Origin of the sequence: Enterobacter sp. PL1, assembly GCF_945957325.1 — a bacterium.
In the GTDB taxonomy this organism is placed as follows: Bacteria; Pseudomonadota; Gammaproteobacteria; order Enterobacterales; family Enterobacteriaceae; genus Enterobacter; species Enterobacter roggenkampii.
The window spans coordinates 92,103-114,856 of record NZ_CAMFKT010000012.1 but is presented as its reverse complement, the minus strand read 5'-3'; the positions used below and the strand labels follow the sequence as shown (position 1 = coordinate 114,856).

General features: G+C 58.0%; 22 protein-coding genes. 7 read left to right on the top strand and 15 right to left on the bottom strand.

All coding sequences use genetic code 11. The features are described from left to right. Positions 1-10 precede the first annotated feature (10 nt). From N6P30_RS13090 to nrdG, 4 genes are all read left to right on the top strand, one after another. Positions 11-2,608, top strand: a complete 2,598-nt coding sequence (locus N6P30_RS13090; protein WP_023293420.1) for a glycoside hydrolase family 38 C-terminal domain-containing protein — start codon at positions 11-13, stop codon at positions 2,606-2,608. Position 2,609: 1 nt separating this feature from the next. Beyond that, the gene (locus N6P30_RS13085) at positions 2,610-3,182 is read left to right on the top strand and encodes a fructose PTS transporter subunit IIA (RefSeq protein WP_023293421.1); all 573 of its coding nucleotides are present in this window, start codon (positions 2,610-2,612) and stop codon (positions 3,180-3,182) included. A gap of 369 nt (positions 3,183-3,551) precedes the next feature. Beyond that, complete coding sequence (gene nrdD / locus N6P30_RS13080) at positions 3,552-5,690, top strand: anaerobic ribonucleoside-triphosphate reductase (protein ID WP_023293422.1); 2,139 nt, start codon at positions 3,552-3,554, stop codon at positions 5,688-5,690. Positions 5,691-5,795: 105 nt separating this feature from the next. After that, a complete protein-coding gene (gene nrdG / locus N6P30_RS13075) occupies positions 5,796-6,260 on the top strand; it encodes an anaerobic ribonucleoside-triphosphate reductase-activating protein (RefSeq protein WP_023293423.1) in 465 nt (154 codons plus the stop codon). A 97-nt stretch (positions 6,261-6,357) separates the two neighbouring features. On the opposite strand, the gene N6P30_RS13070 is transcribed toward nrdG, so the two are convergent. The 13 genes from N6P30_RS13070 to pmbA all read right to left on the bottom strand — a co-directional run bounded on the left by N6P30_RS13070 (position 6,358) and on the right by pmbA (position 17,347). Further along, on the bottom strand, positions 6,358-6,600 hold the full coding sequence (locus N6P30_RS13070) for a type II toxin-antitoxin system RelB/DinJ family antitoxin (protein WP_008501400.1): 243 nt from the start codon (positions 6,598-6,600) through the stop codon (positions 6,358-6,360). 77 nt (positions 6,601-6,677) lie between these two features. Further along, the gene (locus tag N6P30_RS13065) at positions 6,678-8,588 is read right to left on the bottom strand and encodes a BglG family transcription antiterminator (RefSeq protein ID WP_023293424.1); all 1,911 of its coding nucleotides are present in this window, start codon (positions 8,586-8,588) and stop codon (positions 6,678-6,680) included. Positions 8,589-8,607: 19 nt separating this feature from the next. Beyond that, complete coding sequence (locus tag N6P30_RS13060) at positions 8,608-9,744, bottom strand: lactonase family protein (protein WP_023293425.1); 1,137 nt, start codon at positions 9,742-9,744, stop codon at positions 8,608-8,610. A gap of 25 nt (positions 9,745-9,769) precedes the next feature. After that, complete coding sequence (dagF, locus tag N6P30_RS13055; RefSeq protein WP_023293426.1) at positions 9,770-10,510, bottom strand: 2-dehydro-3-deoxy-phosphogluconate aldolase; 741 nt, start codon at positions 10,508-10,510, stop codon at positions 9,770-9,772. Then, positions 10,507-11,625 (bottom strand): DgaE family pyridoxal phosphate-dependent ammonia lyase, encoded by a 1,119-nt coding sequence (locus N6P30_RS13050; protein ID WP_023293427.1) that lies wholly within the window; start codon positions 11,623-11,625, stop codon positions 10,507-10,509. Before N6P30_RS13050 ends, dagF begins: the two co-directional genes overlap by 4 nt. After that, positions 11,609-12,742 (bottom strand): amidohydrolase/deacetylase family metallohydrolase, encoded by a 1,134-nt coding sequence (locus tag N6P30_RS13045; protein ID WP_023293428.1) that lies wholly within the window; start codon positions 12,740-12,742, stop codon positions 11,609-11,611. Before N6P30_RS13045 ends, N6P30_RS13050 begins: the two co-directional genes overlap by 17 nt. Before the next feature lie 42 nt (positions 12,743-12,784). Continuing rightward, complete coding sequence (locus N6P30_RS13040; protein WP_008501407.1) at positions 12,785-13,426, bottom strand: DUF4310 family protein; 642 nt, start codon at positions 13,424-13,426, stop codon at positions 12,785-12,787. A 13-nt stretch (positions 13,427-13,439) separates the two neighbouring features. Further along, a complete protein-coding gene (locus tag N6P30_RS13035) occupies positions 13,440-14,216 on the bottom strand; it encodes a DUF4311 domain-containing protein (protein WP_008501408.1) in 777 nt (258 codons plus the stop codon). Positions 14,217-14,238: 22 nt separating this feature from the next. Next, a complete protein-coding gene (locus N6P30_RS13030) occupies positions 14,239-14,538 on the bottom strand; it encodes a DUF4312 family protein (protein ID WP_006810338.1) in 300 nt (99 codons plus the stop codon). Between the two features lie 2 nt (positions 14,539-14,540). Beyond that, positions 14,541-14,903 carry an SFCGS family glycine-rich protein gene (locus N6P30_RS13025; protein WP_023293430.1) on the bottom strand — a complete coding sequence of 121 codons (363 nt, stop codon included), beginning with the start codon at positions 14,901-14,903 and terminating at the stop codon, positions 14,541-14,543. A gap of 10 nt (positions 14,904-14,913) precedes the next feature. Next, positions 14,914-15,252 (bottom strand): glycine dehydrogenase, encoded by a 339-nt coding sequence (locus N6P30_RS13020; RefSeq protein ID WP_102000678.1) that lies wholly within the window; start codon positions 15,250-15,252, stop codon positions 14,914-14,916. A gap of 317 nt (positions 15,253-15,569) precedes the next feature. Beyond that, the gene (gene cybC, locus N6P30_RS13015) at positions 15,570-15,956 is read right to left on the bottom strand and encodes a cytochrome b562 (protein WP_008501412.1); all 387 of its coding nucleotides are present in this window, start codon (positions 15,954-15,956) and stop codon (positions 15,570-15,572) included. A 38-nt stretch (positions 15,957-15,994) separates the two neighbouring features. Continuing rightward, complete coding sequence (pmbA, locus tag N6P30_RS13010; RefSeq protein ID WP_008501413.1) at positions 15,995-17,347, bottom strand: metalloprotease PmbA; 1,353 nt, start codon at positions 17,345-17,347, stop codon at positions 15,995-15,997. Positions 17,348-17,442: 95 nt separating this feature from the next. Between pmbA and yjgA the strand changes: the two genes are divergently transcribed. Further along, positions 17,443-17,994: a ribosome biogenesis factor YjgA gene (gene yjgA, locus N6P30_RS13005; RefSeq protein ID WP_008501414.1), complete on the top strand. Its 552-nt coding sequence runs from the start codon at positions 17,443-17,445 to the stop codon at positions 17,992-17,994. Between the two features lie 77 nt (positions 17,995-18,071). On the opposite strand, the gene mpl is transcribed toward yjgA, so the two are convergent. Then, positions 18,072-19,451, bottom strand: a complete 1,380-nt coding sequence (gene mpl, locus N6P30_RS13000) for a UDP-N-acetylmuramate:L-alanyl-gamma-D-glutamyl-meso-diaminopimelate ligase (RefSeq protein ID WP_023293433.1) — start codon at positions 19,449-19,451, stop codon at positions 18,072-18,074. A 197-nt stretch (positions 19,452-19,648) separates the two neighbouring features. Between mpl and fbp the strand changes: the two genes are divergently transcribed. Further along, positions 19,649-20,647: a class 1 fructose-bisphosphatase gene (fbp, locus tag N6P30_RS12995; RefSeq protein ID WP_008501416.1), complete on the top strand. Its 999-nt coding sequence runs from the start codon at positions 19,649-19,651 to the stop codon at positions 20,645-20,647. Between the two features lie 150 nt (positions 20,648-20,797). Next, positions 20,798-21,154 (top strand): LysR family transcriptional regulator, encoded by a 357-nt coding sequence (locus tag N6P30_RS12990; RefSeq protein ID WP_008501417.1) that lies wholly within the window; start codon positions 20,798-20,800, stop codon positions 21,152-21,154. On the opposite strand, the gene N6P30_RS12985 is transcribed toward N6P30_RS12990, so the two are convergent. Further along, entirely contained in the window at positions 21,126-22,697 is a 1,572-nt protein-coding gene (locus N6P30_RS12985; protein WP_021240693.1) for a methyl-accepting chemotaxis protein, read from the bottom strand. The genes N6P30_RS12990 and N6P30_RS12985 overlap by 29 nt on opposite strands. Positions 22,698-22,754 lie beyond the last annotated feature (57 nt).

The following is a 22,754-nucleotide window of genomic DNA, read 5'->3' as shown; positions in this document are numbered from 1 at the left end:
GGGGAACGTCATGAATCAGATCCACGTCATTGCCCATACGCACTGGGATCAGGAGTGGTATTTCACCCGTCAGGACAGCATGGTGCTGGCATCCTATAACTTTGCGGATGTCATCGACACGCTGGAGCTGGACCCCGCTTACAGCTGCTATCACCTTGACGGACAGATGGCGGTAGTGGAGGACTTTCTCGCCATCAATCCCGATTATCGCGCCAGGCTGGAAACCCTCGTCAAAGAGAAAAGAATCTTTGTGGGGCCATGGTATACCCAGACGGACACCTACAACGTGCATGGCGAATCCATTATTCGCAATCTCAAGTACGGCATTTTCGCCGCCCGCGCGCTGGGGCATGCTATGCAGGTCGGGTACCTTCCGGACACCTTTGGCCACAATGCTCAGATGCCCACCATTTTGCAGGGCTGCAATATCGACAATATCGTCTTCTGGCGCGGCATCGATCACGACAGACAAGCGAAAAGCAGCCAGTTCCTCTGGCGCGCGCCGTCTGGGGCGACCGTTATCGCCTGCGCGATGGCATTCGGTTATGGCGCAGCTAAAAACATGCGTTCAGACGCGAGCCATCTGCAGGGAAAAATCTTCCCGATGGTCAATCTCCTGCGTTCACGGGCCGGGATAAACGACCTGCTCCTCCCCTGCGGCGGCGATCAGGTCTGCATCGACCCGGCGCTGCCGGAAATTCTGCAGGTCGCCAGCGCACGCTCTCCCGATGGGGATCGATACGTTATCAGTTCGCTGGAGCGCTACGTCGACATTCTGCGCGCGCAGCGTGAACAGTTTGAAGGCTGGGAAGGGGAGCTGAAATCGCCGCGCTACACCCGCATCCATAAAACGATCGGCTCCGTGCGCTACGACATAAAAAAGAAAAATGATGAGGTGGAGCAGTTCATCCTGCGGCAGCTGGAGCCGACAATCGCTATGGCTCGCCATCAGGGGATTGCGGTCAACCTCTCTGTGGTCGATACGCTCTGGAAGAAGCTGTTGCGAAGCCATGCCCACGACTCTATCGGCGGCTGTAATAGCGATACCACCAACCGCGACATACTGCATCGGCTGGAGCAAACCGAACAGCTGTGCCACAGCCTGTGGAACCTGGTGGTAAAAACCCTGGTCGCCGCCTGCGCTCAGGAAAATGACCTGCTGATTTTCAACCCGCTGGGCACCCCAACGCAGCGCGTAGTGATAACCACCCTGTATAGCCGTGCTGATAATATCGCCCTGACATATCAGGGGCAGCCCATCTCTTTCGACGTCCTGAAAAGAGACATTCTGCCCGGCGGAACGGCGATCTCCCTTAGCGCTGAAGGCGAATGTGAAACGCCCCTTCCTCCCTATTATCGCTGGCACGTTGCTGTGAAGACACCGGTTCTGCCGCCGGTCGGCTATCTCAGCGTTAACGTTAACGATGACCCGGCGCCTTTCCAGCAGCAGGAACAGACAAAGGGCAGCGAGATAGAGAATGCGCATTATCGATTAACGCTGGACGCCGGAACGCTCACCCTGCACGACAAACGCAGCGGCAGATGCATTCCCTCTTTCTTTACTCTCGAAGACTGCGCGGATGCGGGCGACAGCTACGATTTCTCACCGCTTGCGGGCGACACGCCGACGCGGTGCGACCAGTTCACGCTCGTCGACTGCCTGAAAACGCCGCTTGTCGAAAAGCTGATTGTGGAAGCCACCCTGCTTCTTCCGCCGGATCTCGCAGACCGTCAAGAAAATGCCCGAACGCCGTTATCCCTTCGTCTGGCGTGTGAATTACGCGATGACGATCCGAACCTGTATGTGGACAGCTCGCTGGAAAACAGCCACTGCGATCACCGGCTACGTTTGCTGATTAACAGCGATATTCACACCCGCCACGCAATCGCCTCGCAGCCCTTCGCGATAATCGAGCGCGAAACGGGGTCTCACGCTGAAGAGTGGCAGGAACACTATCGCGAAATGCCCGTGGATATCGAAACCAGCGAGGGAATCATCGCTGTCGCACAAGCGGGCAAAGCGCTGGTGGTGAATAGCCGCGGCATGAAGGAGTTTCAGATAATCGGCGACGCACCGGCTACGGTTGCCCTGACGCTGTTTAAATCAACGGGCGTGCTGGGACGCAGCGATCTCGACTGGCGACCGGGCCGGGCATCCGGCATCAATAATACGGTGGTCGAGACCCCCGATGCCCAGTTGCTGAAACCGTTGCGCTTCTCCTTCACCGTCGCGCTGGCCGATAGCGCCGATCACCTCACGCTTCGCCAGCTGGAAAATCAGACAGCGGGACAGCCCTTCACCTATCAACGGCAAACGCTGCACACGCTCGATCACCGTCTTGAGCGCTTTTCGTTGCGTCTGCCCGACCGCAGGCTTCCGGCAGAATTCTCATTATTGTACCTGCCGGAGCCGCTCATCCTCTCTGCCTTGCCCCATGCGCAGCAGTCGCAGGGTACGGTCGTTCGCGTGTTTAACGCCGGCACGGAGCCCGTTCCCGTCCCGGCAAGCCTGGAGGGGTTTCGTCAGATCAACTATCTGGAAGAGCCGGTGCAGCCGGTAATGGCTATTCCCCCTTTCGCGACCTGCGATTTTTTAATGGAGGCTTAATATGAACCTGCTTGCATTGACGCATCCCGATCTGGTTTTTATCAACCCGCCGCACCGTTCGCCTGAAGCGCTAATACGCTGGCTCGCCGAACCGCTCGCCAGGCAAAAAATCATCAGTGATGAAGAAACGTTCATCCAGAGCGTGTTACAACGCGAAAGTGAAGGTCCTACCGCGCTGGGTGAAGCGCTCGCCGTCCCGCACGGTAAAACCGAGGCGGTGCAGCAGGCGGCGTTTTGTCTGGCCCTCTTCGATGACCCGATACGCTGGCCGGGGCTGGACGGTGATGAAGAGGTGAGAATGGTTTTCCTGCTCGCCATTCCGCCCGCGGAAGCAGGGAGTACCCATATGCAGCTGCTGACGACGCTGACCTGTTTATTGACGGAAGATCGGGTGCGTGAGCGACTGCTGGCGGCGCGCACCCGGGAAGAGGCGATGTCCGCGCTGAGTGCTGAAGAACCACAAAAACAGGACGATGCTCCTGAACGCTCCTTTCTCATCCCGGCGGTGCTGGGCAGTATCGCAACCGCAGCCTTTTTGCAGGCGGGACTGAGCTGGATCTGCGGGGGGAGTTAAATGAACAGCGCTTAGCACACACCGTGCTGAGCGCTTGTTTTTGTTGAATAATTAATCAGATTTTTCTCGCCCGCCTTTACAATCGCTGAAGCGCCCGTCGTTTGTACTCTCGTCTTTTTACTTTGTTCTGCATCAAATAAATCGCAAACATGTTTGATGCAAATCACTATATGTAGCACTTAAAATGCACGCCGACCCAACATCTTGTATTTATCGTCTACTATTCCAACAACAAGACGGCGCTTACGCTGGCCGGAATTGTGGATAACACGAGCTGGGAACGCGGGAAGTCTTTGGCCTGGCGGGAAATGCGTCCGGTGAATACTTCTCCACCTCTGTGGATAACCTGTTTTTAAAAATGGAGTGATCATGACACCGCATGTGATGAAACGTGATGGCTGTAAAGTGCCGTTTAAATCAGAGCGCATCCAGGAAGCCATTCTGCGTGCAGCTAAAGCAGCGGGAGTCGATGACGCAGATTACTGCGCCACCGTCGCAGAAGTCGTTAGCAGCCAGATGACTGAACGCAGCCAGGTCGATATCAACGAGATCCAGACCGCGGTTGAAAACCAGCTGATGGCGGGGCCTTACAAGCAGCTGGCGCGCGCCTACATTGAGTACCGCCACGATCGTGACGTGCAGCGCGAGAAGCGCGGTCGCCTGAACCAGGAGATCCGTGGCCTGGTGGAGCAGACCAACTCCGCCCTGCTCAATGAAAACGCCAATAAAGACAGTAAAGTGATCCCCACCCAGCGCGACCTGCTGGCCGGTATCGTCGCCAAACACTATGCCCGTCAGCATCTGCTGCCGCGCGACGTGGTCTCGGCGCACGAGCGCGGCGAGATCCACTACCACGATCTCGACTATTCGCCGTTCTTCCCGATGTTCAACTGCATGCTGATCGATCTGAAAGGCATGCTGACCCACGGCTTTAAAATGGGTAACGCGGAGATTGAACCGCCTAAGTCGATCTCCACGGCTACCGCGGTCACGGCGCAGATCATCGCTCAGGTCGCCAGCCATATTTACGGCGGCACCACCATTAACCGCATTGACGAAGTGCTGGCCCCGTTCGTGACGGCGAGCTTCAACAAGCACCGTAAAACCGCCGAAGAGTGGCAGATTCCGGACGCGGACGGCTATGCGCATTCCCGTACCGAGAAAGAGTGCTACGACGCCTTCCAGTCGCTGGAATATGAGGTGAACACGCTGCACACCGCCAACGGCCAGACGCCGTTTGTAACCTTCGGCTTTGGGCTGGGCACCAGCTGGGAATCACGCCTGATTCAGCAGTCGATCCTGCGCAACCGTATTTCCGGCCTCGGCAAAAACCGTAAAACCGCCGTGTTCCCGAAACTGGTGTTCGCGATTCGCGACGGCCTGAACCACAAGTTTGGCGACCCGAACTACGACATCAAACAGCTGGCGCTGGAGTGCGCGAGCAAGCGCATGTACCCGGACATCCTGAACTACGATCAGGTCGTCAAAGTCACCGGTTCGTTTAAAACGCCAATGGGCTGCCGCAGCTTCCTCGGCGTCTACGAGGATGAAAACGGCGAGCAGATCCACGACGGGCGTAACAACCTGGGCGTGATCAGCCTCAACCTGCCGCGCATCGCGCTGGAGGCCAAAGGCAATGAAGCTGAATTCTGGAAACTGCTGGATGAGCGCCTGCAGCTGGCGCGTAAGGCGCTGATGACCCGTATTGCGCGCCTCGAAGGGGTCAAAGCCCGCGTGGCGCCGATCCTCTATATGGAAGGGGCCTGCGGCGTGCGCCTGAAGGCGGACGATGACGTATCCGAGATCTTCAAAAACGGCCGCGCGTCGATTTCGCTGGGCTACATCGGCATCCACGAGACCATCAACGCCCTGTTTGGCGACACGCACATGTACGACAGCGAAGCCCTGCGTGAGAAAGGCATCGCCATCGTTCAGCGCCTGCGCGACGCGGTAGACCAGTGGAAAGAGGAAACCGGCTACGGTTTCAGCCTGTACAGCACCCCAAGCGAGAACCTGTGCGACCGCTTCTGCCGTCTGGACACCGCCGAATTCGGGATTGTGGAAGGCGTGACCGATAAAGGGTACTACACCAACAGCTTCCACCTCGACGTCGAGAAAAAGGTGAACCCATACGACAAGATCGACTTCGAAGCGGCCTATCCGCCGATCGCCAGCGGCGGCTTCATCTGCTACGGCGAGTACCCGAACATTCAGCACAACCTGAAGGCGCTGGAGGACGTGTGGGACTATAGCTACCAGCACGTGCCGTATTACGGGACCAACACGCCAATTGATGAGTGTTACGAGTGCGGCTTCACCGGTGAGTTCGAATGTACCAGTAAAGGCTTCACCTGCCCGAAATGCGGCAACCACGATGCGGCTCGCGTCTCCGTGACCCGTCGCGTATGCGGCTATCTCGGCAGCCCGGACGCCCGTCCGTTTAACGCTGGCAAACAGGAAGAAGTGAAGCGCCGCGTGAAGCATCTGGGAAATGGGCAGATCGGTTAATCCGCTGCCACGTTAATGCCCGGTGGCGCTGCGCTTACCGGGCCTACGGACCGCTCTCTTTTGTAGGCCGGGTAAGCGCAGCGCCACCCGGCGTGGTTATTCGCAATGAACTATCACCAGTACTACCCCGTCGACATCGTCAACGGCCCCGGCACCCGCTGCACCCTGTTTGTTTCAGGCTGCGTCCACGAATGCCCCGGCTGCTACAACAAAAGCACCTGGCGACTCAATTCCGGCATGCCGTTCACCGCGGAGATGGAAGATAAAATCATCAACGACCTGAACGACACGCGCATCAAACGCCAGGGGATTTCACTCTCCGGCGGCGATCCCCTGCACCCGCAAAACGTGCCGGATATGTTGAAGCTGGTGGAGCGCATTCGCGCAGAATGTCCGGGAAAAGATATCTGGGTCTGGACGGGCTACAAGCTGGATGAACTGAATGCGCAGCAGATGGAAGTCGTGGATCTGATTAACGTGCTGGTCGACGGCAAGTTCGTGCAGGATTTAAAAGACCCGGCGCTCATCTGGCGCGGCAGCAGCAACCAGGTTGTGCATCATTTGCGGTGAGCGTTAGAGCCGTTTGTTTGCGTCATGATAAACGGCTGATTTTTCTCTTTTTCTGTATCACTCATTATAACGCCCTCAGGCAAACTCAAACTCAAACTCATAAGTCATCCAGACTAACCTTTATTCCCTTTTGCGGATTAGCCAGTCGCTCCCGGACTGTCTGTATCAGCGCATCTTCGCTGTCGCTGATGGTGACCGTTTTCACCGGCATGCGCCCCGTTTCAGCAACGTACTGAAACAGCAATCGCACCGCTTCCGTTGGGGTAATATTGAGTTTTTCCAGCACGGCATAAGCCTCGTTTTTGAGTTTGTCATCCAGACGGACGTTTAGCGTGGCCATTATGCCTCCAGAAAAATCGAATGTGTAATGCAGTTTAGCATTACATTCGCATTACATCGAATTCTGGATAACGCCTCTCAAAAACGACTCAAACTCTCCATCGCCACCGCCTTAAACCCGGCGAAATCCCCGCAGCTACAGAGCCGTGACATCGCCCGCTCGCGCAGGAAAGTGACGAAAATATCGTAAATCGCCATCGCCTCTTCGTACTCGCTTTTGCTGATGGCGAGCAGGAAGATAACGTGCGCGGTTTCGTCGCCCCACTGCACGCCGTGCGGGGCGAGCACGGTGTAGACCACCGTTTTCTGCGCCAGCAGGCCGAGGGAGTGCGGCAGCGCGATGCCGTCGCCGAGCATGGTGCTGACAATAGCTTCACGTTCAACAACCGAATCCAGAAACTCCGCGCCAACAAAGCCTTCGGCCTCAAGCTGTTCACACAGCTCGCGGAACAGCGTCTGCTGATCGATAGGCTTGTCGATAATGCGGAAATGGGCCGCGTCGAAGTATTTATCCAGCATCCACGGGCGGGTGCGGTCCACCAGCACCAGTTTGCCAATCTGCTCTAACTGGTAGTCGGTCGGGAACGGGGCGATCATCACCACCGGTTTCGACTTTTCGCTGACGCGGGCGGTCGCGATCACAAAGTCTTCGCTAATGGTTTCCGCCAGCTCGTACTCGCGCAGGGTGAGCGTGCGCGTCACCTCAATCTGCGGGTATTTACGCTGCAGTACCGCCTCAATCATGCGCACCATGGCATTACCGGCGTCGCATACCAGCAGCACGCGCGGCTGACGCTGGTAGCCGATGTTGTAGTGGCGCTCAAGCCCGACGCCAATATGCAGCACCAGGAAGCCAATTTCGTTTTCGCTGATCACATACGGCGTGTATTTGCCCCAGCTCGACACCGCCGCCAGCGTCATGTCCCACGCCATCGGGTAGTGCTGCTTGATGTTATCCAGCAGCGGATTGGGGATCATGATTTGATACCGCACGCGGGTGATCATGGTTTTGATGTGCGTGAGCAGGTCCGCGTGCAGCTGCGCGTCGCTGAGCAGGTTGTAGTTATAGTGAGTGTTGATATAGCGCAGGATGTAGTTGACCAGCGCCTCGTCGTCGTCAGCGTTAATGGCGCTGGGCGCGATCTCCTGAATCTGCCGCGCCGCAATGTGCACGCACAGCCAGCTCTCCTCCGACGGCGAAAGCGCCTTGCCCGCCAGCTGCTGGATGGTCACCGCGATATCCTTCGCCGCCTCGCGCACGTTCTCTTCCACGTCTTCGGCATGGAATTCCGGCAGCGGGTAACCTTCGCTGATGCGACGTACCGACACCGCGCAGTACAGGCGCAGGAACAGCTCGCCTTCATCGGTCAGGCGAATGTGGTGACGGGTCAAGGCGTCGTGCAGCACCGGCACCATCTGCTCCGCCACGCCCGCATTGAGCGCCACGTCGGTTACCAGCGGGTTCAGGCTGTCCTGCTGCGCCAGCTCCCAGAGCAGATCGGTCAGGCAGGCGCGGGTCGACATCTCGCTGCCAAACAGCTTCATGCCGTGGCGCGGACGGGTTTCCAGCGTCAGGTTGTAGCGATGAAACCACTCGCGCACCTCCGCCATATCGCTTTGCAGCGTGGCGCGGCTGACGAACCACTCGTCCGCCAGATCCTCCAGCTTAAGCGAAAACGCCGAGGTCAGAAAACGCACCACCAGATAATGCACGCGCTCCGGCCCGGTCCGCGGGATACGCAGCGCGCGCGGGTGGGATGCCTGAAGCTGCTGATAGCGCTCGGCATCCTCAATTTTGAGCTGGTAGCCGTTGCCCCGGCTCAGGATGAACTGCGCGCCGTGGCTGGCCAGCAGCGCGTTCAGGGCGGTGATGTCCGCACGGACAGTTCGCGTGGAGACCGACAGCCGCTGCGCCAGCTCGTCCTGCGGCAGCGTCTCGTTTTGCAACAGGTCGAAAAGTTGCGCCAAACGTTGGTTCGGAAATCGCACGTCGTTGTCCTCTTACGGCTTAAGGTGAAATGACCATCTGGGATGGGCTGCAGACCGGGGTATAGCCTGGCTCAAAGCTCAATTTCCCGTCCTGCGCCACGCGGAAACGGGTAATGTTGTCGCTGCGCTGGTTCATGACGTACAGCCAGCGCCCCTGTTTATCGAGCGTCAGGGTGCGCGGGTAGTCACCGCGCGTCCACACATCGTCCTGATGCGTCAGCGTGCCCTCCGCCGTTACGGTAAAGTGCCCGATGCTGTTATGCAAACGGTTAGCCACATACAGCTGCTTACCGTCGGCGCTTAATGCGAGCCCGGCAGCAAAGCTGGTGCCTTTGTAGCCTTCCGGCAGGGCAGAAACCGTTTTACCCTCTTTCAGGGTGCCGTTGGTATTCACGGTATACCGGGTGAGCGTAGACGCCTCTTCGTTAATCAGCCACAGGGCATCGCCCTTCGGCGTAAAGACAAAGTGGCGCGGCCCGGCGCCTTTCGAGGAGGCGCTGATAAACGGCGGATCGTTCGGCGTCAGCTTTCCTGTCCGATCGTCAAAGCGGTATTGGTAGATGCGATCCAGCCCCAGATCGGTGGAAAACACGTATTTCCCGCTCGGATCGGCGGCGATCATATGCGCATGGGGGCCGTTATGATCGCTGATCGCGAAACTGCCCTCAACGGCAGCTTCCGGCTTCGCCGCGCCCGGTTCGCCTTGATCCTGATGTGTGTCCGTGGCGTCACCCAGGCTGCCGTCTGCGTTAACGGGCAGCACCGCGACGGTTCCGCTGACATAGTTCGCCACCAGCAGATGCTGGCCGTTCGGCGTCAGGGAGAGATACACCGGCCCGGCACCGCCGGAGGCCACCTGACTGAGCTCGCTCAGCTCACCGTTATCGCCGACGCGCAGCGCCTGCACCACGCCCTGCTCCACTTCGCTTGCCAGATACAGCGTTTTGCCGTCCTGTGAAAGGGTCAGCTGCGCCGCATTGGGCAGTTTGCTCACCAGCGTTTTATCGTTCAGCGCGCCGGTTTGCGGGTTAACAGTAAAACGGTACAACCCTTCACCGTTCGGATTATAGGTACCCACCCAGGCATATTGCGTCTGGGCGACAGCGGCGGTGGCGAACATTGAGAGTGAAGCGACAAGCAAGGTACGGGTGTGCATGGTGGCTCCTGTATAGGTGTGAGTTCTACTTCACCAGCTTCTTCGTCATCGCCAGCAGGGTACGCACATCTTCCGGACGCGTATCACCGCTGGCTTTGTCGATAATCGAGCTGTAGATATGCGGGATGATTTTGCTCACGCCCGCGTCGAGGGCGATCTGCAGGATCTCCTCATAGTTTTCCAGATCGATACCTCCGGTCGGCTCCAGCCAGAAGTCGTGACGGGCGCAGGCTTCCGCTACCGCTTTGTACTCGTCACGGCACTTCAGGCCGCCCATCGGGAAGTATTTGATAGAGCTGCCGCCGAAATCTTTCAGCAGGGCAATCGCCGTTTCCACCGGCACAATGCCGCCCATAGCTGCGCTGCTCAGCGGGCCGGTGGAGATTTTGACCATCCCGACGGTACCGGTCGGAGAGACCAGACCGTTGACCACGGAGTCATTTTGCCCCAGCAGCGCGCGGCTGGTGGCCACGCCGGTAAAGACCTGGTTAACGTGCTGCGGCTGCACCTGGCGGGAGATCTCGCTCACCATCGCCGACTGGTTCGGATCGCCCGCGCCCAGGCCAACGGAGAGCGCGTTATCAATCAGCTTCGCGTATTCGCGCATATCAGCGACCGCGCTCGCCACGTCCGGGTAATTTTTGGAGAGCACGCCCACCAGCACGTGGCCTTCCGCCGCCTCGTAGATGGCGCTGGCGTTGGCCTTTGAGCCAGCCAGCACGTTCAGACAGACGCGGTCACGGTAAAAGTTGGGGGTCAGTTTCATGCGTTTTTCTCCTGTCCTAATACTTCACTAATGCGGCGGTACACAATGTTCAGCTGGTCAGCGTTTACGCTGCGCACGTCCGCCTCGATAATCCCTTCGTTGGCCTTGTAGCCACGGAAGTAAATGGCGTACTCGCCCTGCTTGAGCTTCGCCACCAGGTCCCCCGTGCCGACGCCGGTGGTGGCTTCGTCAAACTTAATCTCGGTGCGGGCGATGTCGCGTCCGGCGCTGTCCCAGACCACGCGCGCGGTCACACCGTTCAGGGTGTTGAGCGCCTCGATAAACGGCGTCATTTTCGCCACCATCTCGGCACCGCTCTCTTTGGTGGCCGTCAGATAGTGTTCGATGGCGCAGGTCAGGCCAAGAATGCCCTCTTTACCCACCTTCATGGCGCGGCCAATCCCCGCCGTCTGGCGCTTCACCCACTCAACGTACTGGGTCTTGCCGATCACCAGCCCGCTGGTGGGGCCTTCGATCGCCTTCGCGCCGCTGTAGATCACCAGGTCCGCGCCGGCGCGGTAGTACGCGTGCAGATCTTCTTCCGCCGCGGCATCGACGATGAGCGGCAAGTCGTGTTTACGTGCGACAACCGCCGCCTGCTCGACGCTGAGCATGCTTTTCTGCACGCAGTGGTGAGATTTGATGTACATGATCGCCGCCGTGCGCGGGGTAATCGCCGCCGCCAGCTGATCGGCGGAACATTCGTTGGCGTAGCCCGCTTCCACCAGCCTGCCGCCACCCAGCGCCACCATGGTGCCCACCGGCGCGCCAAAGTTCACGTTGTGGCCTTTCGGCAGGACGATCTCGTTGTTCTCAATCGGGGTGACGTGCAGGTTTTCCAGCAGCCAGTCGCCGTCTTTCACCAGCACCGCGGCCACGGACTGGGCAATGCCCGCCGACGCGCAGGAGACCACCGTCGCCCCTTCCACGTCCAGCAGCTTCGCGATGTATTCCCCGGTTTTATTGACCAGATCCTTCATCTCGAAATAGTGATTCATGCCGTCCATCGCCGCCTGCACCACCTCCGGGCGCGGCGTGGAGACGCCCAGCGCCGTCATGCGGCCAGAGGTGTTGATAACCTGCTTTAAGCGGTACTTCTCATAAATCGAAGGCATGTTCCGTGCTCCCTTGTTCAGTCATGTAGCCCTTGCCCGCGCGGATCGCGGCAAGCGGCACCAGTATGTGTTCAGCCTGCAGGCTGTCGTTTTCGGCATCCGTCAGCACCGTCGGCTGACGTTTAAGGGTGAACAGCGTCAGGTCGGCGTCGAGACCCGGCTGAATGCGGCCTTTACGCGTCAGGCGCAGGCCGTCGGCGGCGTTCGCCGTGACGCAGTCAATCACCTGCGGCAATGACATGCCGATGGCGAGGAATTTCGACATCACGCTTGCCAGCGAGCACACCGGGCCGTTGATGCGGTTGCGGCAGTAGATATCCGAGCTGATGGTGTGCGGCAGAATGCCCATCGCGATGGCGCGTTTTGCCACCTCAAAGCTGAAGCTCGCCGTGCCGTGGCCGACGTCCAGACGCACGCCGCGCTTCAGCGCAGACGTAATGGAGGCGCGCAGCTCGCCGGAGGGCGTCAGAATGCGGTTAGGCTTGCCGTTGTAGCAGTGGGTGATGATGTCGCCAGAGCTCAGCAGCTCGGCAATTTCGTCGAGGTTCGGCGGGTTGTTGCCAATGTGCACCATCAGCGGCAGGTCGCCGTTCTCTTTCTGAATGGCTTTGGCGCGCGCCAGCGGCGTGATGCCGTTGTCACCGACCACGCTGCTGCTCATGCGCGCCTTCAGGCCGACGATAAAATCAGGATGGCGTTTCACCACCTCTTTCACCGCGTCGGCGTCAATATTGGCCATGTTGGCCAGCTCGTTCTGGGCAATCAGCCCCACGCGGGAGATGTTCAGCAGGGCAAAGACCTCGGTGGAGGCCTTGCGGGTAATCGCGTAGAAATCGTCCACGTCGTCGGCCCCGGTGCTGCCCGCGTCCACCACGGTGGTGACGCCAGTGGCAACGCCCACGCTGTCCGGCTCGTCGTGGTAAATCGGGGAGTTCGGGTAGCAGTGTACGTGGGAGTCAATCCAGCCTGCGCTGACGAACACGTCACCGTTTAGCTCCACCGTTTTGCGGGCGGGAGCGTCTATGTCGCCCGTCGCGGCGATCTTCCCGTCCTGAATGGCGATATCGGTCAGGGTATCGTCGGCGAGGCGCGCACGGCGCAGGAGTAAATCAAACATGAGGATCTCCTGAAAAGGCGGGCGCCGGAGCGCCCGCGGGTATTAAAGGGCAACCGGGAACAGCCAGCCCAGAATCATTGCGCCGAGGATAGCGCCACCGGTAATGGGCTTCTGCCAGATGTAGAACAGCAGCGCACCCAGCAGAGAACCCACGCCAATCGGAATGGAGGCGGTCATGGCGCTGAGGATAATCAACGGTCCGAGGAAGCGGCCGGAAGCGTTGCCCGCGCCCATCATCACGTCTGCGCCGTAGGTGGAGTTGCTCTGGTTGATGGTGAACTTACGCGCCAGGATGATGACGTAGCCAATCGCAAGGCCAATCACCAGGCCGGTGATCAGCGCGGCAATGAAGTTGGTCACCGGGAACATGATCCCCGCGCCCAGCAGCAGCGCCGGAACCCCGAGGCCCACGCCGGTCTGGATCGCCCCGCCGATGTCGAGAATACCGACCAGCGACCCTTCGATAATACGGGCGAACAGGAAGCTTGCGCCGAACGCCGCCACCGCGCCGTAAACGCCGGTGTCAATTCCCGCTTTCAGCATCGCCACGAAGGCCACTTCGTTAAACGCGCCGATGCCGTAGAGGTAGTACATGTGCGTCCCGGCAAACACGCCGGAGGAGAGCAGGCCAACGAAGATAGGGAACGACCAGTCGGCATACCAAAAACCTTTATTCTGTTCCATGTCGAGGCTCCTGTTATTTACCGCTGAGCGAGTTGTGGATCATGTCGAGCCAGTTCGGCACGGTCAGATGGAAGGATTCGATCATCTTCATGTCGAAGCCGCGGAAGAAGCCGCTCAGCACGAAGAGCAGAACGATCGCCGCCATCATCACTTTGGTAACGTGGTTCCAGCCGCTCTCTTCCACGCCTTTACCGATCAGGATCCCCAGCACCAGGCCCGGTACGGCGTTGCCCATAATCAGCTGCGCCGCGCCGCCAAAGATGGTGGCCCAGAAGCCCGATTTTTTACCCGCGTCGATGGCCGCCAGCCAGAAGATCACCGGCATCACGGTGTTGACCAGCAGGTTCGCGGCAGGCACCAGCACCTTCACGGCGGTGACCTGAAGCGCAGCGGGCACGGAGGAGGCGGTCAGGTTAAGGAAGGTCACGACGATCATGCCGATCACGCCGCAGGCAATCGCCATTTTGCGCGGATCGTGCAGCGTTTCGCCGACGTTACGGTTTTTGATCATCAGTGCGGCAGCCCCCCAGTTCGGGATGATGCGGTGGTCAACGTCCTGTGTGAAAGCCCCTGCGGCCACGGAAGAGGCCCAGGCGTTAAAGAAGAAGCCTAACCCAAAGGAGAAGTGGGACGCCGGATCCCCTTCGCAGGAGTTCAGTTCCCCCAACGTACGAAACGCGCCCATACCCTGAGTGGTAGGCGCATGAAACATGCGTGCAGCCCCGGCCCCGACACCGACGCCTACCAGGCCGCCGATGATGAGCGATTTTATTAATATAATTAAGAACATCAGTCTGCCCTTTTATGAATAATCAGCGTTGCGTGACGAAATCCACCTGGTCGAGATTGATGGCGGTCACGTTGACGGTCACATCCAGCTCCACGCTGTAGGTGCGTCTTTCCCGGCGCAGAAAGAAGAACAGAAACGCTTCTTTTCGCACCGCTTCTTGCGCCTGTACAACCTGCACATCCTGTGGCTCAATACGCAGTAAGATATGCGGTGAGGCTTTCATCACCGCGGCCTGAACGTGGTTGAGCGCGTCGGCAAAGGCGCGCGCTTTGGCGTCGCCCTTCCCCTTCACTCTCACCGTGGTTGTGAACTGTTCTTTCATGCTTATGCGCCGTATTTTTTCTGCCACGCCTGTACCAGACGCTCGCCCAGCTCTTCTTTATCCATAAAGCCAAAGCCCAGCACGTTGCAGCCTTCGTTGATGGCGGTCACGCCCTCTTCCACGGAACGCATGCCGTATTTGGCCTTGTAGCCATATTTGGTCTGGGCGGTGATGGCACCCGCGCCGCCGCTGCCGCAGAAGGAGATGCCGAAGGTGGCGTTTTCCGCTTTCATTACGTCGCCGAGCTTCATGTCTGCCGCCATACCCGGTACGACAACCGCGCGTCCACCTGCTTTTTCCACACCGGCCGCCACTTTCTGACCTTTACCCAGGCGATCGCCAATCACGACTGTAATCTGTTCCATGTGTTGCTCCTTAAAGGTTGTCTTTCGCGACTTCAAAGTGAACGGAGAGTAGCCAGGCTTCTTCATCAGGAAGGTTGCCAAACTGCGCTACCACTTCACGGGCAAGCCGCATTGAATCCGGTGAAATTTCGTCAAACAGCTCTGCTTCAACCTCCGGCAGCGGCTCGCCGGTCACGAACCGGTGCGCCATGGCGCGCACGTGGGAAGTAAGCATCTGCTCCTGTACCGCATTGGGGATGATGTTGTTCCGGGCCAGCAGGGAATAAACCTGCTGCAGCATGGTGTTCGCGAGCTGTTCTGTTTGCTCTGCCTGTTCCCCAACGTCGTTCATTACCGCTCCGTTAATCACTGGTCTTACCCCGTTAATGGCTCTGGAATAAAACTAACGTTGGGGGGGAATTGTTTGTAGCGAGTTGTTTTCCACTTCGAAGTGGAAAGGAGAGCCGCAGCAGTGATCTGTGCCACATAAATACGGTGAATCTGGATTAATCACGGCATTTGCGTGATTAATATCACGTATTCCAGCGGCAAAACGCGCGCCGGGGAAACGAAAACGTTCAGGCGTGGTGACGCAAAAATGTGATGGCGATAGGGTTTACTTATTACTGCGCAAAAAAAAACGGGGGCCACTGGCCCCCGCTGGTTGTTTGTCAGATGCGCGATCGGTTAACGGTATTTCTTGTGATACGTATTACGGGTCGTCACAAACTGCTCGGCCGCCGCCTGGGCTTCCTTCACTTTGCCTTCGTTAGCGAGCTTCAGCGCGCCGTCGATCTGGCCGACCAGCACGTCAAAGCCGTGGCGGTAGTCTTTCATCTCTGCACTGTCTGCCGCTTTGCTTTCCAGTTTAGGAGGCGTCGCTTTTTGTGCGTCCAGCGCCGCTTCACGCATTTTGGTCAGCGCGTCTTTCATTTCCGCCGCATTGTCGGTTTTCTGCACCACCTTCAGGTTTTGCCCGAGGATGCCCATGTCGTCTTCAAGATCGGCAGCAAACGCAGAAGAGCCAAGAACCAACGTTGAAGCCGCGACGATCGCTAACAGATGTTTACGCATTGCTCACTTCCTTTTTTATTATTAACAAAACGCTATCTCTATTGTCCGGCGATTTTCATTTCCGGGAGTAATACAGAACCACACTGTATATTGCTGCGTGTTTCAATATCGTTACCGACCGTAACGATATTGCGCCACATATCCTTCAGATTGCCAGCGATGGTAATTTCGCTCACCGGATACTGGATTTCGCCGTTTTCAACCCAGAAGCCCGCCGCGCCGCGAGAGTAATCGCCGGTGATGCCGCTGACGCCCTGACCCATCAGCTCGGTCACCACCAGACCGGTGCCCATCTCTTTCAGCATCTGCTCAAAGTTGAGGCCCTGCCCGGCAATGCGCCAGTTGTGAATGCCGCCCGCGTGCCCGGTGCTTTTCAGCCCCAGCTTGCGCGCGGAGTAGTTGGTCAGAAGCCACTGGGTCAGAATGCCGTCTTTCACGATGTCACGACGCTCCGTGCGCACGCCTTCGCTGTCGAACGGCGTGGAGGCCAGGCCTTTCAGCAGGTGCGGATGCTCTTCGATGGTGAGCCATTCCGGCAGGATCTGCTTGCCCAGCGAGTCGAGCAGGAAGGTCGATTTACGGTAAACGGAGCCGCCCGCGATAGCGCCCACCAGATGGCCAAACAGGCCGGTCGCCACTTCGTTGGCAAAAATCACCGGGGCTTTCATGGTGGAGAGTTTACGCGGCGACAGGCGAGACAGCGTGCGTTCGGCGCACTCTTTACCCACCCACTCAGGAGACTGCAAATCCCCCAGCGCGCGGCCAATGGTGTAGGCGTAGTCGCGCTCCATGTCACCGTTCTCTTCGGCGATGACGCAGCTGGAGAGCGAGTGGCGGGTAGAGCAGTAGCCCTGCAGCATGCCGTGGCTGTTGCCGAAGACTTTGATGCCGTAGTGGCTGTTAAAGCTGCCGCCTTCGGTATTGGTGATGCGCTTGTCGGCCTGCAGGGACGCCTGCTCGGCGCGGGCGGCCAGCTCAATCGCTTCGTCCGGCGTCACTTCCGCCGGATGGAACAGGTCGAGATCCGGCGCGTCAAACGCCAGCAGATCTTTATCCGCCACGCCGGCGTAAGGATCCGGCGAGGTATAACGGGCGATATCCAGCGCGGCCTGCACCGTACGGGCGATGGCATCCGGACTGAGATCGGTGGATGACGCACTGCCTTTGCGATTCTGGTGATATACCGTGATACCCAGCGCGCCGTCGCTGTTGAATTCAACATTCTCCACTTCGCCATAGCGGGTGCTCACGCTAATGCCGGTGGTTTTGCTGACCGCCACTTCGGCGCCATCTGATTTTTCTGAAGCAAGCATCAGCGCGGTGGAGACGGCTTCTTCCAGAATCTTACGCTGCGCTTCAACTTGTGAGGTTACTTTCATCGCAAATGCCATACTGTAAGAGAGAGTTAACTGAAGTCTAACAGAGAACCGTTTTTCAGTGCGCGTCTTAACTGGTAACATTAGCCTCTTTTTTTAAGGAGCCTGACATGACTAAGCAGCCCGAAGACTGGCTCGACGACGTTCCCGGTGATGACATCGAAGACGAAGATGATGAGATCATCTGGGTCAGTAAAAGTGAAATTAAACGTGACGCCGAAGAGTTAAAACAGCTTGGCGCGGAAATGGTAGAACTGGGTAAAAACGCGCTGGATAAGATCCCGCTCGACCAGGATCTGCGCGATGCCATTGAACTGGCACAGAAAATCAAAAAAGAAGGCCGTCGTCGCCAGCTTCAGCTTATCGGGAAAATGCTGCGTCAGCGCGACGTCGATCCGATCCGCCAGGCGCTGGACAAGCTGAAAAACCGCCACAACCAGCAGGTTGCGCTGTTCCACAAGCTGGAGCAGATCCGCGATCGTCTGATTGAACAGGGTGATGACGCCGTACCGGAAGTGCTGAACCTGTGGCCGGATGCCGACCGCCAGCAGCTGCGTTCCTTGATCCGCAACGCGAAGAAAGAGAAAGAAGGGAATAAGCCGCCGAAGTCTGCGCGCCTGATTTTCCAGTATCTGCGCGAGCTGTCTGAGAACGAAGAGTAATCCGTTCCCCTCACCCCGGAGGGGCGAGGGGGAAAAGAACGTAGGCCCGGTAAGCGCTAGCGCCACCGGGCTTTTTTTTACGCCTCGGCGGCCGCTTCCGCTTTCTTCGCCAGACCGTCCAGCAGCTTCTGATGGATCCCACCGAAACCGCCGTTGCTCATCACCAGAATATGGTCGCCGGGCTGAGCGGCTTTCACCACCATATCCGCGAGCACATCCACATCCGCGCTCCAGTGCGCAGGCTGAATGCAGGCATCGGCCACTTCCGCCACCTGCCACGGAATATGCTGCGGCTGCAGCAGGAAGACTTCATCGGCACGTCCTAACGACGGCGCGAGATCGTCTTTGCAGATGCCCATCTTCATGGTGTTCGAGCGCGGTTCCAGCACCGCCAGAATGCGCGCGGTACCGCCAACTTTGCCACGCAGGGCGGCAAGCGTCGCCAGAATGGCCGTTGGGTGGTGCGCGAAATCGTCATACACGGTGACGCCGTGGGCTTCACCGCGCAGCTCCAGACGGCGGCGGGCATTGATAAACGAACCCAGCGCATTCGCCGCATCCGCAGGCTGAACGCCCACGTGACGCGCTGCCGCAATCGCCATCAGGCCGTTGTGCATGTTGTGTTCGCCCACCAGGCCCCACTTCACCTCGCCCACTTTTTCGCCGTCGAGCAGCACTTCCCACTCGGAGGCATCGGCGTTGAGTTTCTTCGCCTGCCAGTGGCCCTGCTCGCCCACCAGCTCCTGCTCGCTCCAGCAGCCCATCGCCAGGGTCTGCTTCAGGTTGATGTCGTTTTCCGGCAGGATGATGCGGCCCTGGCCCGGAACGATGCGCACCAGGTGGTGGAACTGTTTCTGAATGGCTTTCAGGTCGTCAAAAATATCCGCGTGGTCAAACTCAAGGTTGTTGAGGATCAGCGTGCGCGGGCAGTAGTGCACGAACTTGGAGCGCTTGTCGAAGAACGCGCAGTCATACTCGTCGGCTTCGATCACAAAGAACGGGCTGTCTCCCAGACGCGCAGAGACGTCGAAATTACCCGGTACGCCGCCGATGACGAAGCCCGGCTTGTAGCCGCAGGCTTCGAGGATCCAGGTCGCCATGCCCGCGGTGGTCGTTTTGCCGTGGGTACCGGCAACGGCAACCACCCAGCGGTCGCGCAGGACGAAGTCATGCAGCCACTGCGGGCCGGACATGAACGGAATATTGCGTTCCAGTACCGCCTCAACGCACGGATTGCCGCGGGTCATGGCGTTGCCAATAATCACCAGGTCCGGCTCGGGATCCAGCTGGCTGGCATCGTAGCCCTGAATAAGAGAGATGCCCTGTTTCTCCAGAAGTGTGCTCATTGGCGGATACACATTGGCGTCCGAACCTGTCACCTCATGGCCCAGCGAGCGCGCCAGCATTGCCAGTCCGCCCATGAAAGTGCCACAAATCCCCAATATATGAATGCGCATACGTCACTATCCTTCTTTAATGTGGCGCACATTTTACTCACATGTTAGCGGCTGTGAAACGCATTTCAGGTAAATCCGTATGTTGCTGGCGCGATTCACCTCTGCGCTACTATTTGAATATTTGTTAAGATTGTTGGGCTTTAGTCGTTTTAGTGAACATACAATCGCTCTACTCACAAAGATGCAGGGAAAGTGTTATGAAAACGTTAGGTGAATTTATTGTCGAAAAGCAGCACGAGTTCTCTCATGCTACCGGTGAACTCACTGCTTTGCTGTCGGCAATAAAGCTGGGCGCTAAGATCATCCACCGTGATATCAACAAGGCCGGTCTGGTCGATATCCTGGGTGCCAGCGGTGCCGAGAACGTTCAGGGCGAGGTTCAACAGAAACTCGATCTGTTCGCAAATGAAAAACTGAAAGCTGCACTGCGCGCGCGCGACATCGTTGCGGGTATCGCCTCCGAAGAAGAAGATGAAATTGTTGTTTTCGAAGGGTGTGAACACGCGAAATACGTTGTTCTGATGGATCCGCTCGACGGCTCCTCCAACATCGACGTTAACGTTTCTGTCGGTACCATTTTCTCTATCTACCGCCGCGTCACGCCTGTTGGCACGCCGGTGACCGAAGAAGATTTCCTGCAGCCGGGCATTAATCAGGTTGCTGCCGGTTACGTCGTCTATGGCTCCTCCACCATGCTGGTCTACACCACCGGTTGCGGGGTTCACGCCTTTACGTACGATCCTTCCCTGGGCGTTTTCTGTCTGAGCCAGGAACGCATGCGCTTCCCGGAGAAGGGCAATACCTACTCCATTAACGAAGGTAACTACATCCGCTTCCCGAACGGCGTGAAGAAGTACATCAAATTCTGCCAGGAAGAAGATAAAGCGACGCAGCGCCCGTACACGTCCCGCTATATTGGCTCTCTGGTCGCGGATTTCCACCGTAACCTGCTGAAAGGCGGCATTTACCTCTACCCAAGCACCGCCAGCCACCCGGACGGGAAGCTGCGTCTGCTGTACGAATGCAACCCGATGGCGTTCCTGGCCGAACAGGCGGGTGGTAAGGCGAGCGACGGTAAAGAGCGTATTCTGGAGATCGTGCCGGAAAGCCTTCACCAGCGCCGTTCGTTCTTCGTCGGCAACAACCACATGGTTGAAGACGTTGAACGCTTTATCCGCGAGTACCCGGACGCGTAATCCCTCTCTTCAGGGGAGCCGATCCGGCTCCCCTGTTCATTTATATATTTTACCGTATAAGTGTTTATAAAAAACACGCTTTAATATTCGCCATTGCTCCTGCATTATTTCCATAACAGTTTGACAGATATTTCGTGGAGCAGAAACGCAATGAAAAATTATTCCCGTGCTAATACCGGCATTGATTTAAATCTTATCCCTGTATTTATTGAAATCGTCCGCTGCGGCAGCATGGCAAAGGCCTCTTTGCGTCTGGAGATGTCACGCCCTGCGGTGAGTCTGGCATTAAAGCGTTTTAATCAACTCTTTGATGAGCCGTTATTTCTCCGCAAAGGCTTATATCTTGAGCCGACTGAAAAAGCATTAGCCTTAACCAGCTCGCTGGAAATATTAATGGGCGAAATTCACGATAATATCGGGGCGCTTAATTCCGGAAGGAATAAAACCCCGGCACAGAACGTACCGGGGCTGGGTAATATTATGCCGCGTTCTGAGTCGTCACTTTGAATGATGACATGGCTTCCATCAGCTGACGCGACTGCTCCTCAAGGGAGCGGGTCGCGGCAGAGGATTGCTGCACCAGCGCCGCATTCTGCTGCGCGGTTTCGTCCATCTGGTTTACCGCAATATTCACCTGCTCAATGCCGCGGCTCTGCTCCTGAGACGCGGTCGCAATCTCACGCATCAGTTTGGTCATGCGCAGCACTTCTGTTGCGATCTCATCCATCGTTTCGCCCGCCTGCTGGGCCAGCTCGCTGCCCTCGTTAACGTGGGTTTGCGAATCACTGATAAGAGAACGAATCTCTTTCGCCGCGTCGGCGCTGCGGCTGGCCAGGTTTCGCACCTCGCCCGCGACGACGGCAAACCCGCGCCCCTGCTCGCCCGCGCGCGCCGCCTCTACGGAGGCGTTAAGCGCCAGGATATTGGTCTGGAAGGCAATGCCGTCGATCACGCTCAGGATGTCGGCGATGCGCGCCGAGCTGCCGGAGATATCGCGCATTTTTTCAATCACGTAGCAGACCATTTCGCTGCCGTGATCGGCCGTGTCGGAGACCGACTTCGCCAGCTGGTGCGCCTGCTCGGCGTTATCGGCGTTGAGCTTCACCGTGGCGGTGATCTGTTCCATGCTGGCCGCCGTCTGCTCCAGCGACGTGGCGGTGGATTCCGTTCGCTCGGCGAGATCCCGGTTCCCCAGCGTCAGCTCGCGGCTGCCGGTGTCAATCTGCGCGCTGGCATCGCGTACCCGCAGAACCGAGTTCATCAGCGACTGACGCATCTCCTCAATGACCGCGTTAAGGCGGTTAAACTCCTGGCTCGCGGGCGCGGCCAGCGTATGGGTTAAATCGCCCGCCGCCACGTTCTCCAGCTGAGCAATCGACGCCGAGAGCGGCTTGAGCAGCATATGGCGCAGCGCCAGCCAGGCCAGCACGATAATGCCCGCCGTCAGCAGCGCGGCGACGATAATCAGGATCAGGACGCGGGTTTTGCTCGCCTGCACGGCACTCACTTCCGCCTGACCTCGCGCTTCGCTCCATTTCTGAAACGCCTGCATGTCGTTATCAAACGCTGACGCCAGCGGGATCAGCGTCTTCTCCAGCAGGTCGTAATACCCGTCCGCGCTCTGGTCATTGAGGGTTTTCAGCATCGGGTTGATCCCCTGCTGGTTATACGCCGCCAGGCTGGCTGCCACTTTATCGAGCAGCTGCTGCCCCTGCTCGTCAGCCACGCCGCCGTCGATCACGCCCTTCAGCGTTTTCTGGGCCAGGGCGACTTCCTGATTGATGTTTTTTACCGCGCTGGCCGCATCGTCCAGCATGCCGATTTCCATCATGCGGACGGCCTGTCCCGCTTCATTGCGCGCGCGCAGGATCAGCGTATAGCCTGAATTAAGCTGCACCATCTGCTCACCCTGAAGGTGATTAATGCGCTGCAGCGAAGAAGAACTCTGTGTGAGGGCATAAATGCCAATGCCGCTGACAATCAGCAGCAGAAGGGTCATAACGGCCAGTAAAGAGAGCAAGCCGGTACGAATCGATAGCGTTTTCAGCATGATATTATTTCCGGTAGCGAGATATTTCTGGGCATAAAAAAAGAGTATCGGCCGCTA